Below are 10,039 nucleotides of genomic sequence, written 5' to 3'. Positions count from 1 at the left end.
GCGGCGGCGCTTCGTGCCCACGGAACTCGCCGCGCTCGCGGCCGGGGTCACGGAGGCCACCATCCGCAAGTGGGCCAGCCGCGGCAAGATCACTCGCTACGGCAGCCCCCGGCGCGCCCAGTACGACCTGGACGAACTCATCGCCCTCGTCGCCGACCGGTCCGACGCCCTCGGCTGACGGTGCTCGCGGTCAGGACCCGGCCCCGGGATCCGTCCCCGGCTCCCTCCCGGGTCCCGGCCCCGGCTCCGCCCCGGGCTCCGACCCGGGCTCCGACCCGGGTGCGATCAGGGCGCGGAACAGCGGTGCCGCGAGGCGCAGTACGTCGTCCAGGTCGGCCTCGGCCAGGTCGGGCATGCGCAGCAGGTACCGCTGGGTCGCGATGCCGAACATCATCGCCCCGGACAGCGCGGCGCGCAGCCGCGCGTCCGGGGCGTCGACGTTCGCCGCCACCCGGTCGATGGTCTCCTTGGTCACGTGCCGGCGCAGCAGCTCCGCGGCCTCCTCGCTGGTCATGCTGGTGCGCAGCAGCACGGCCATGGGGCTGTCCGGGTCGGCCGCCCAGCTGCTCAGCATGGCGCGGAGGTAGTTGTCGACCGTGCGGGCCGGGTCCGGGGTCGTCAGCTCCTCGATCGGGACGTGCCAGCTGACCGCCTCGCGGAAGAGTTCCTGCTTGGTGCCGAAGTACTGGATGACGGACGCCTTGTCGACGCCCGCCTCGGCGGCGATGGCCCGGATCGTGGCGCGTTCGTAGCCGACCTCGGCGAACTTGCGGCGCGCGGCCTCCATGATCCGCCGGCGCGTGCGCTCGCCCTTGCGCTCCGGTTCCGCGCCGGTGGCACCGGCCCGCGTACGGCCTGCCGTCACCCGAAGTCACCGGCGTGGTGGGCCGCCCACTCGGCGTAGGTGTGCGCCGGACGGCCGGTGACGTCCCGCACCGCCGTGGACACCGGCACCGTCGCACCCGACTGGCGGGCGAACATGCGCAGCAGGGAGTCCACCGTCTCCGGTTCCAGGTGCCGGGTCATCCGCTCCCGCGCCGCCTCCGGCGTCAGCTCCTCGAAGCGCAGCTCCCTGCCGAGCACCTCACCGAGGATCCGTACCCGCTCGACCTGCGTCAGCGACTGGGGACCGGTCAACTCGTACGCCCGGCCCAGGTGTTCCTCGTCCAGCAGGGCGCGGGCGGCCACGGCGGCGATGTCCCGCTCGTCGACGGGCGCGGTGGCGGCCTCGCGGTACGCCGCGCGGACCACGCCCTCCGCCTTGATGCCCCACGCCCACGGCAGGTCGTTGACCATGAACGGGCCGGGGCGCAGGAACGTCCATGGCACACCGGAGGCGATGACGGCCTGCTCGTCGGCCGCGTTGAGCCTGCCCATCCGCTCCCGGCTCAGGTGGTCGTCCACCACCGACTGCGAGGACAGCAGCACCACCTGCTTCAGCCCCGCCCGGGTCGCGGCGTCCAGGAACGCTCCCAGCCGGCCGTGCACGGGGAAGAGGAACGCCCGCTCCACGCCGTTCAGCGCGGCGGCGAGGGACTCGGCGTCGGTCAGGTCGCCCTGGGCCACGTCGACTCCGTCCGGCAGGCCGGCGCGCCGCGGGTCACGGGTGAGCGCCCGTACCGGCGCTTCCGCGTCCAGCAGTTCGCGCACCAGGTTCCGGCCGACGTTGCCGGTCGCACCGGTCACCAGGATCATCCCTCAGCCTTTCGTCCGTCCACGGGCGTGTGGAGGGAGGGCGGGTGAACCCCGGCCGACGGGGGTCGCGCAGGGCGTGTCGTACCTGCGCACGGCCGGGGCACTCGCCGACTCCCTTTGCAACAAGGGGCGTTGACGACGCTACGCCCGCCCGCAGGAAAAATCAACGCTTGTTTAGTTCTACGCCTTCCGACGTAGGACCACGGCTTCCGCCCCCGAGCGGCACCGGATACCACCGGCCCGCTCGGTGCGGGCGGCGGCGGCCGTGACCAGCGCGGCCGCCACGGCGAAGGCGGCGCCCGCCCAGGTGATCCACACGGCACCCGCCGCGCCTAGGATCCCGGCGCCCAGCGCGCTGGACAGCGAGATCGCCAGGTACATCACGGCGGCGTTGAGGGAGACGGCCAGCGGTTCGCCGCCGGGGCCGGCCAGCGCCATGACGCGCTGCTGCTGCGGCGCGGTCACCGACCAGGAGGCGATGCCGCACACCGCCGTCAGCGCGACGGCCGCCGGGTAGGCGGAGCGGGCCCCGGCCATGGCCGCGAACACCACCGCGAGCAGGAGCGTCGCGCCGATGACGACCGCACGCGGCCCCTTGCGGTCGGCGAGCCGGCCCGCGGTGAGGTTGCCGGCCGTCCCCGTCAGCCCGAAGACCAGCAGCAGCACGGCCACCTTGCCGCCGTCCCCGCCGGTGGCGGGCTCGAAGACGGCGCTGATGTACGTGTACGGCAGGTAGATGCCGGTGAACGCGACCAGCGTGCCGGCCAGCACCACGGCCACCTTGCGGTCGGCGAGCGGGGCGAGACGCCGGCGCAGCCGGGCCGGGCCGCCGAGGGTCACGTCGGGCAGCCGCAGGGCGATGACCGGGGCCACCACCAGGGCGAGCGCGGTGACGAACCACATGGTGGCCTGCCAGCCCCACGCCTCGCCGATGACGGTGCCGAGCGGCGCGCCCAGCGCGAGCGAGGCGGTCAGCCCCACGGTGACGATGGCGATCGCCCGGCCCCGGTGCTCGGGTCCGGCCAGGGTCGCCGCGGTCGCGCCCGCGTTGGGGGTGAACATCGCGGCGCCGGCCGCGGCGATCACCCGGGCCGCCAGGACCGGCGCGTAGTCGGGGGCGAGGGCGGTCACCACGTTGCCGACGGCGAACACGCCGAGCCCCGTGATCAGCACCGTACGGCGCGACCAGCGGGCGGTGAGGGCGGCGAGCACCGGGGAGAGCAGGGCGTAGGCCAACGAGAAGACGCTGACGAGCTGGCCCGCCGCGCCCACGGAGACGTCGAGGGAGTCACTGATGCCGGGCAGCAGCCCGGCGATGACGAAGGCGTCGGTGCCGACGGCGAACGTGCCGAGCGCGAGCACACAGGCGTGGGTCCGCCAGGCGCGCCCCTGCTGTGCGGCGGGAGGGGTCATGGAAGCACCTGAGTTTCGATGGACATCGGGAATGTCGATGCCGATCGTAATAGAGGTTCGATGTGTATCGTAGATGTCGAGCGACATCGTCATAGTTGTGCGACCACGCCAAGGCCGCGCGACCTCGTCTCCCTCGCCCCGGTGCCGCCGGGCCGCGCGAGGCGGGAAGAGCCTGGAGGCAGGATGCGAACGACGGAGGAGACCCGGCTGCCGCAGCCGGACCTCGCCACGGTGGAGATCGGCACCGTGCTGCAAGCCCTCGCGGACCCGGTGCGGCTCCGGATCGTGCGGCTGCTCGACACCGTCGGCGAGGCGCCCTGCGGCGCGCTGGAGCTGCCGGTCGCGCGCTCCACCGTCTCCCACCATCTGCGCACCCTGCGCGAGAGCGGCCTCGTCGAGACCCATCTGCGGGGCAACACCCGGGTCAGCCGGGTCCGTGGCGAGGAACTGGAGCGGCGCTTCCCCGGCCTGCTCACCTCCATCCTGGGCGCCACGCCGGCCACGCGAGCGGGCACGGCCGCGGACGACGGGGAGGCGGGACGCTAGATGGGACGGTTCGCACACCTCGCCTACACGGACAGCGTGCGCCGCGTCCAGGAGGAGCAGGGCAGCGGGCTCTTGGGAGTGCGCGCCCTCGCCCAGCCCGACACCGGCCCGGACGAACTCGGCCCCGACGAGGCCGCGTTCCTCACCACCCGGGACGGGTTCTACCTGGCCAGCACGGGCGGGACCGGCTGGCCCTACATCCAGTTCCGCGGCGGCCCCGCCGGTTTCGTGCACGTCCTGGACGGGCGGCGGCTGGCCTGGGCGGAGGTGCGCGGCAACCGGCAGTACATCACCACCGGCAATCTGCGGGCCGACGGCCGGGTCGCGCTGTTCTTCATGGACTACGCCCGGCAGGCCCGCCTGAAGCTGCTGGGCCGGGCCCGCACCCAGGGGCTCGACGAGGACCCCGCCCTCACCGAACGGCTCGGCGAACCGCGCACCGACGGCAAGGTGGAGCGCCTGATGATCGTCGAGGTCGAGGGCTTCGACTGGAACTGCCACCAGCACATCACCCCGCGCTACTCCGAGCAGGAGCTGGAGACCGCCCTGCGCCCCGTCCGCGCCCGCCTGGACGCCCTGGAACAGGAGAACGCCCACCTGCGCGCCCGCCTGACCCAACTCGGCGAGCAGGCCTGACCCGCCCTACCCCGGCGCACCCCGCCCCGCCAGTCTCCGGATCGCGGTGTCCAGCCGCGCCGGCACCCGGTCCCGGCCGAGCAGCTCCATGGACTCGAACAGCGGCAGCCCGACCGCGCGCCCGGTGACCGCGACCCGGACCGGCGCCTGGGCCTTGCCCAGCCTCGGCCCGTGCCTCTCCCCCACGGCGAGCAGGACGCCCTTCAGCTCCTCGGCCCTCCAGCCGGCGACGGCGGCCAGTGCGGCGCGCACGTCCCCGAGGACGTCCCCGGCACCCTCCTTCGTCGCCCTGTGCCACGACACCTCGTCCTCGACCGGCTCTCCCAGGAACAGGAAGTCCCCGTAGCCGGTGATCCCGGAGAGCCGCGTCAGCCGGGGTGTACGGCGCACAGGCCGCGGCGAACCGCGCCGGGGCCGGGGCGCGGAGGCACTCGCCCTTTGTACCGGCGGTGGCCGGCGCACCGGCCACCGCCCCGGCAGGCGCTACACGCCGGCCGACGGACCGTCGGGCTGATCCCCGCCGTCCGGTTCCGCCCCCTCACCGGCGTCCAGCTCCTCGTCACCGCCGTCCAGGTCCATGCCGGCGTCCTCCGAGTCCGCGTCGAGGTCGAACGGGTCCTCGGTGAGGATCCCGTGCCGCTGGACGCTCCGCTGCTGCCAGACGGGCAGTTTGAACAGGACGTCCTGCAAAACGGTCCGCCATGCCTCGCAGTCGGCCCGGTCGGCGCCTAGCGAATCGATGGCACGGGTCCCGTCGTCGCTCCTGACCGCCTCGACGGCCTTGACCGCGCTCGCGACGGCATGGATCGAGGTGGCGAGGTCGTGCAGGGCGTTCCCCAGGATCTCGGCCGTGTTCCGGGGAGCCGGTGTGGGCGAGGGGCCCTCGCCGGCCGGCGGGAAGGTCCGACGCAGGTCCGCGTCGGTGACGAGGATGTCGCGGCCGTCGTCGTTCTGCATGACCTTTCCCGTCTCGTCGACCTTGCGGGCCCTGCGGCCCGCCGTGGAATCGAGGAGCGTCTGCTTCAACTGGTGCACGCCGTGCGGGGTGCTGCGCATGCGGTCGATGACCTCGCCCGGATGGCGGCGGTCGGGCTGGTCGTTGTTCTGCGTGCCACGGTCGCCCGTGAGCTGGCCGTTGATCACCAGGGGGTAGGCACTGCGGGCCGCGAGTTCCCTGGTCGCCACACCGGGCTCGCCCTGTGTCACCTCCGTGAGCGCGGCCTGGGCCAGTTCCTCCGTCCCGCGGAAGGTGGCCTGCCAGTCCTTGGCCAGCTCGCCCGGGAACGCCGACTTCAGGTACTTCCGCATCCGCTCCCGCTTGCGCGCGTCATCCTCCGGGACCGAGCGCATGACCAAGGAGGAAGCCACGTCGAGCAGCAGCTTGGTGGTGATGTTCTTGCGGGTGCTCTGTCCGGTGATGGCGATCCGCACGGCTGCGTGGATCTTCGGGTCGCGCTCGGCGAAGAGCCGGACGATCGCCGCGGCCCGCACGGACGGATCGTCGTTGAACCCGGCGGCCCTGGCCTGGTCGGGGGTGAGGGCACCGCGCAGCCAGTCCGCCTTGACGCGAGTGATCAGCTTGCGTCGCTCGATCTCGTCCACCACGGCGTCGGCGAGGGCCTCGTTCTCCGCCGCTTCGCCCCAGGGCTTGGGAGGGTCGACGTGCCGCAGCGCGACCAGCGACTTCACCGCCACGCTGAAGTCGGTGGTGGCGCCGTCGTGCGGCTCGAAACCGACGAGCAGCAGTGCCGGGAGCCGCTCGCAGCGCACCTTGACCGCCACCGCGGGGTCGATCTGCGCCGGGTCACCGGCGGTCGTGATCGCCTCGTTGAGCTTGCGGATGTGGGAGCGCAGCTTCGTGGTGTCCCGGATGTAGGGAACGTCGGCGGACCTCAGGTCGAGCAGTTCGTGCGCACAGGTCACACGGCTCGATCCCTCCACCGTGACCGGCACCGTGACGCCGGGGGTGCCGTCCTCGTGCTGGAAGGCCGTGGCGGCGAGCCACACCTCGGTCATCACGCCCTGGTGCCGCAGCGACTCCCGCCAGTCGTTGTGGTCGAGCACGTACTCCTTGGCCAGCTGGGCCGCCCACGCCAGGTGTTCCTGGTTGGCGAGCCGCTGGACGAGTTCCGGACGGCCTGCCGGCGCGGCGGCGGGCTCGGCCAGCGGGCGGAAGCGCGTGCTCTCGCTGGTGCCGACCAGATTCGAGGCGGGGTGCCGTCGCGAGGGGGAGATCCGGGGGTTTCGCGGATCCGGGATGACGTTGCGTGTCCACACCTCGGCCCGGATCGCCAGGATCTCGCCGCCGGGCACCCGCAGCCGCTCGGGCGACTCCGCTGCCTGGCGCGCGGCGGACGGGTCGACGACGGCCTGCGCGAGGGCCACCGCGGCGGACTCGCCCATGGCGAAGCGCTCGATGAGTTTGTCGGCCAGTTTGCGTGTCGCGGGCGCCAGCGCGGGCGTGGGCAGCGCTTCGACGGGGCGGGGCAGCACGGTCTCGCCCACACCGGAAAAGGGCTCCATCAGGTGTACTCCGATCTTCGTCCCGGTGTCCGTCCGGGCATGCACCCGGACGCCGTGGTGGTCCGGGGAGATCGGTCACGCTGTTCTCCGTTCTCCCCCTCGGCCGGCCCGGGCCGAGGCCCGATGTGTCCGAGACGGCATCAGCACGCTCGACCGCGCTTCCGAGACGTACCGGCCCTGACTGCCGGCGTTGCCGCCCACCGCCCGCGGGGCGAAGGTGAGGAGCTGGAGTCCGCTGATGTGACTGCCCGAAAAAGCTAGCAGCGGAGAAATCATTTCTTCGGATTCCTCCTGTTTCTCCTCCATGGACGGCAGGACTGTGCTAGTGCCTGCCCGACCACGGCCGCCTACGGCAGGTGCCCGACCGTGGGTGGCCCGCCGCCGGTGAGGGCGCGGCGTGCGAGACCGATCGCTCCCGTCACGGCGGCGGTCGCGGCGAGGCTGCCGAGCGCCACCAGGCCCACGCCGATCACGAACAGCCCGCCGGCGTCGTCGGACCAGTCGTAGTACGCGGCGGCGGTCAGGCCGGCCGAGGTGCCGAGGACGGCGGCGAGGGGGTGGCGGCGGGCGGTGGCCCAGTAGACCGGCGCCAGCTGGGTCAGGGCCGGCCCGATCACCTGCCAGGGCTGGTACGGGCCGGTCGTCGTGCCGTCGGGGTGGACGTCCCGCTGCTGGTCCCAGCCCAGCCAGCCGGCCCACGCCAGGGGCGCGACCACGGCGGGCGCGAGGACCGGCAGCATCCTGAGGGCGGTGCGCGTACGTTCGCCTGCTGCTTTTCGCATGCCCCCACCGTCGCGCCGCGCGCCGCCCGCGCACAGAGCGCGCCTACTCAGCCGCGTCCGGGTACGTGCCCGAGTACCCCGAGTACGCGGCCGGGTCCCGGGCTGCGTGCGGCCGGGATCTAGGCTTCCCTCAGGAGGAGATTCGCTTCGTCAGTGCGGTCTGTTGAATCATGAAGGAAGCCCCGTTGAACTTCTGGTCGCTGTACAGCCACGGCTTCGCGCGCATCGCCGCGTGCACGGGCCACACCGTCATCGCCGACCCGCACGCCAACGCCGAGGCGGTCCTGCGCCAGGCCCGCCGGTGCGCGGACGAGGGCGTCGCCGTCGCCGTCTTCCCCGAGCTGGGCCTGACCGGCTACTCCATCGAGGACCTGCTCCTCCAGGACGCGCTGCTCGACCAGGTCGAGACGGCGCTCCACACGGTCGTCGCCGGCTCGGCCGAGCTGCTGCCCGTCCTGGTCGTCGGCGCCCCGCTGCGCCACCGGCACCGGATCTACAACTGCGCGGTGATCGTCCACCGGGGCCGCGTCCTCGGCGTCGTGCCGAAGTCGTACCCGCCGAACTACCGCGAGTTCTACGAACGCCGGCAGATCGCCGACGGCCACGACGAGCGGGGCGGCACCATCCGTGTCGCCGGTGCCGAGGTGCCGTTCGGGGTGGACCTGCTGTTCGCGGCCGAGGACGTGCCCGGGCTGGTGCTGCACACCGAGATCTGCGAGGACATGTGGGTGCCGGTGCCGCCCAGCGCTGAGGCCGCCCTCGCCGGGGCCACCGTGCTGGTCAACCTCTCCGGCAGCCCCATCACCGTCGGCCGGGCCGAGGACCGCGCGCTGCTGTGCCGCTCGGCGTCCTCCCGCTGCCTGGCCGCCTACGTCTACGCGGCGGCCGGCCTCGGCGAGTCCACCACCGACCTGTCCTGGGACGGACAGACCATGATCTACGAGAACGGGGTGCTGCTCGCCGAGTCCGACCGCTTCCCGCTCGGTGACCAGTGCACCGTCGCCGACGTCGACCTCGACCTGCTGCGGCAGGAACGCCACCGGATGGGCACCTTCGACGACAACCGCCGGACGCACGCCGCCCGCACCGGCGACTTCCGGACCGTCTCCTTCGAGCTGGACCCGCCGCGCACCGACCTCGGGCTGCGCCGCCGCGTCGAGCGGTTCCCGTTCGTGCCCGCCGACCCCGAACGGCTCGCCCTGGACTGCTACGAGGCGTACAACATCCAGGTCGCCGGACTCCAGCAGCGGCTCGCGGCGATCGGCGGGCCCAAGATCGTCATCGGCGTCTCCGGCGGCCTGGACTCCACACACGCGCTGATCGTCGCCGCCCGGGCGATGGACCGCGCGGGCCGTCCCCGCAGCGACATCCTGGCCTTCACCCTGCCCGGCTTCGCCACCAGCGACCACACCAAGGACAACGCGCACAAGCTGATGCGCGCCCTCGGTGTCACCGCCGCCGAGCTGGACATCACGCCGACCGCCCGGCTGATGCTGAAGGAGATCGGCCACCCCTTCGCCGCCGGCGAGCCGGTCTACGACGTCACCTTCGAGAACGTCCAGGCGGGCCTACGCACCGACTACCTGTTCCGGCTGGCCAACCAGCGCGGCGGCATCGTGCTGGGCACCGGCGACCTCTCCGAGCTGGCGCTCGGCTGGTCCACGTACGGCGTCGGCGACCAGATGAGCCACTACAACGTCAACTCCGGCGTGCCGAAGACCTTCATCCAGCACCTGATCCGCTGGGTCGTCGCCAGCGGCCAGTTCGACGACGAGACCGGCAAGGTGCTGTCCGCGATCCTGGACACCGAGATCAGCCCGGAGCTGGTGCCGGGCGAGGAGCTCCAGTCCACCGAGTCCAAGATCGGCCCGTACGCGCTGCACGACTTCACCCTCTTCCAGGTGCTGCGCTACGGCTTCCGGCCCTCGAAGATCGCCTTCCTGGCCTGGCACGCCTGGCACGATGCGCAGGCCGGCGCCTGGCCGCCCGGCTTCCCCGAGGCCAAGCGGGTGGCGTACGACCTAACGGAGATCCGGCACTGGCTGGAGGTGTTCTGCCGCCGCTTCTTCGCGTTCTCGCAGTTCAAGCGCTCGGCGATGCCGAACGGGCCCAAGGTCTCGGCCGGCGGCTCGCTCTCCCCGCGCGGCGACTGGCGCGCCCCCTCGGACGGCAACGCGGAGGTGTGGCTGCGCGACCTGGCCCGCTTCGACTTCGAGGCGGCGGCGGGCGAGGTCCGCTAGCCGCCTGGAACCGGGGTCCGGCTTCGGCCACTCTTTCCCCTCGTGGCGAGCGTTCCGTATCAGGGGGGACCGGGGGTCCCGCAGGCGCACATGGTGGTGTGCGGTGACGACGGGCTCGCGCACCGGCTGGCCGCCGAGTTGCGCGGGGTCTACGACGAGCAGGTCACCCTCGTCGTACCGCCGAACCGGCGCACCGCGCGGCCC

At 73.0% G+C, this 10,039-nt stretch carries 8 protein-coding genes and 1 pseudogene; 3 read left to right on the top strand and 6 right to left on the bottom strand.

All coding sequences use genetic code 11. The annotated features are described in order from the left end of the window. Positions 1-190: 190 nt before the first annotated feature. The 3 genes from H5J33_RS13180 to H5J33_RS13170 all read right to left on the bottom strand — a co-directional run bounded on the left by H5J33_RS13180 (position 191) and on the right by H5J33_RS13170 (position 3,108). A complete protein-coding gene (locus H5J33_RS13180) occupies positions 191-865 on the bottom strand; it encodes a TetR family transcriptional regulator (RefSeq protein WP_309485393.1) in 675 nt (224 codons plus the stop codon). After that, positions 862-1,686, bottom strand: a complete 825-nt coding sequence (locus tag H5J33_RS13175) for an NAD(P)H-binding protein (RefSeq protein ID WP_399552820.1) — start codon at positions 1,684-1,686, stop codon at positions 862-864. Before H5J33_RS13175 ends, H5J33_RS13180 begins: the two co-directional genes overlap by 4 nt. A 189-nt stretch (positions 1,687-1,875) precedes the next feature. After that, positions 1,876-3,108, bottom strand: coding sequence for an MFS transporter (locus H5J33_RS13170; protein ID WP_181795089.1), 1,233 nt, complete (start codon positions 3,106-3,108; stop codon positions 1,876-1,878). Between the two features lie 183 nt (positions 3,109-3,291). Between H5J33_RS13170 and H5J33_RS13165 the strand changes: the two genes are divergently transcribed. Both H5J33_RS13165 and H5J33_RS13160 read left to right on the top strand, forming a co-directional pair. Next, positions 3,292-3,654, top strand: a complete 363-nt coding sequence (locus H5J33_RS13165) for a helix-turn-helix transcriptional regulator (RefSeq protein ID WP_181795088.1) — start codon at positions 3,292-3,294, stop codon at positions 3,652-3,654. Next, entirely contained in the window at positions 3,655-4,290 is a 636-nt protein-coding gene (locus H5J33_RS13160; protein WP_181795087.1) for a pyridoxamine 5'-phosphate oxidase family protein, read from the top strand. It abuts the gene before it with no gap. Between the two features lie 6 nt (positions 4,291-4,296). Here H5J33_RS13160 and H5J33_RS13155 read toward each other — a convergent pair. The 3 genes and pseudogenes from H5J33_RS13155 to H5J33_RS13145 all read right to left on the bottom strand — a co-directional run. Continuing rightward, positions 4,297-4,726: pseudogene (locus H5J33_RS13155) on the bottom strand (glutamate--tRNA ligase); the annotation flags it as partial. A gap of 47 nt (positions 4,727-4,773) precedes the next feature. Further along, on the bottom strand, positions 4,774-6,813 hold the full coding sequence (locus tag H5J33_RS13150; protein WP_181795085.1) for a hypothetical protein: 2,040 nt from the start codon (positions 6,811-6,813) through the stop codon (positions 4,774-4,776). Positions 6,814-7,160: 347 nt separating this feature from the next. Beyond that, the gene (locus tag H5J33_RS13145; protein ID WP_181795084.1) at positions 7,161-7,595 is read right to left on the bottom strand and encodes a hypothetical protein; all 435 of its coding nucleotides are present in this window, start codon (positions 7,593-7,595) and stop codon (positions 7,161-7,163) included. A 170-nt stretch (positions 7,596-7,765) separates the two neighbouring features. On the opposite strand from H5J33_RS13145, the gene H5J33_RS13140 reads away from it, so the two are divergent. Then, positions 7,766-9,835 carry an NAD(+) synthase gene (locus H5J33_RS13140; RefSeq protein ID WP_181795083.1) on the top strand — a complete coding sequence of 690 codons (2,070 nt, stop codon included), beginning with the start codon at positions 7,766-7,768 and terminating at the stop codon, positions 9,833-9,835. The last annotated feature ends 204 nt before the right edge of the window (positions 9,836-10,039 follow it).

Origin of the sequence: Streptomyces sp. WELS2 (assembly GCF_013870595.1) — a bacterium.
Taxonomy (GTDB): Bacteria; Actinomycetota; Actinomycetes; order Streptomycetales; family Streptomycetaceae; genus Streptomyces.
Note: the sequence above shows the minus strand (reverse complement) of the source record. Positions and strands in the feature narration are given on the sequence as shown.

Coding starts and splice junctions, on each gene's coding strand:
- H5J33_RS13170 (WP_181795089.1), bottom strand. CDS start 3,108: ATGACCCCTCCCGCCGCACAGCAGGGGCGCGCCTGGCGGACCCACGCC.
- H5J33_RS13160 (WP_181795087.1), top strand. CDS start 3,655: ATGGGACGGTTCGCACACCTCGCCTACACGGACAGCGTGCGCCGCGTC.
- H5J33_RS13140 (WP_181795083.1), top strand. CDS start 7,766: ATGAAGGAAGCCCCGTTGAACTTCTGGTCGCTGTACAGCCACGGCTTC.
- H5J33_RS13145 (WP_181795084.1), bottom strand. CDS start 7,595: ATGCGAAAAGCAGCAGGCGAACGTACGCGCACCGCCCTCAGGATGCTG.
- H5J33_RS13165 (WP_181795088.1), top strand. CDS start 3,292: ATGCGAACGACGGAGGAGACCCGGCTGCCGCAGCCGGACCTCGCCACG.
- H5J33_RS13150 (WP_181795085.1), bottom strand. CDS start 6,813: ATGGAGCCCTTTTCCGGTGTGGGCGAGACCGTGCTGCCCCGCCCCGTC.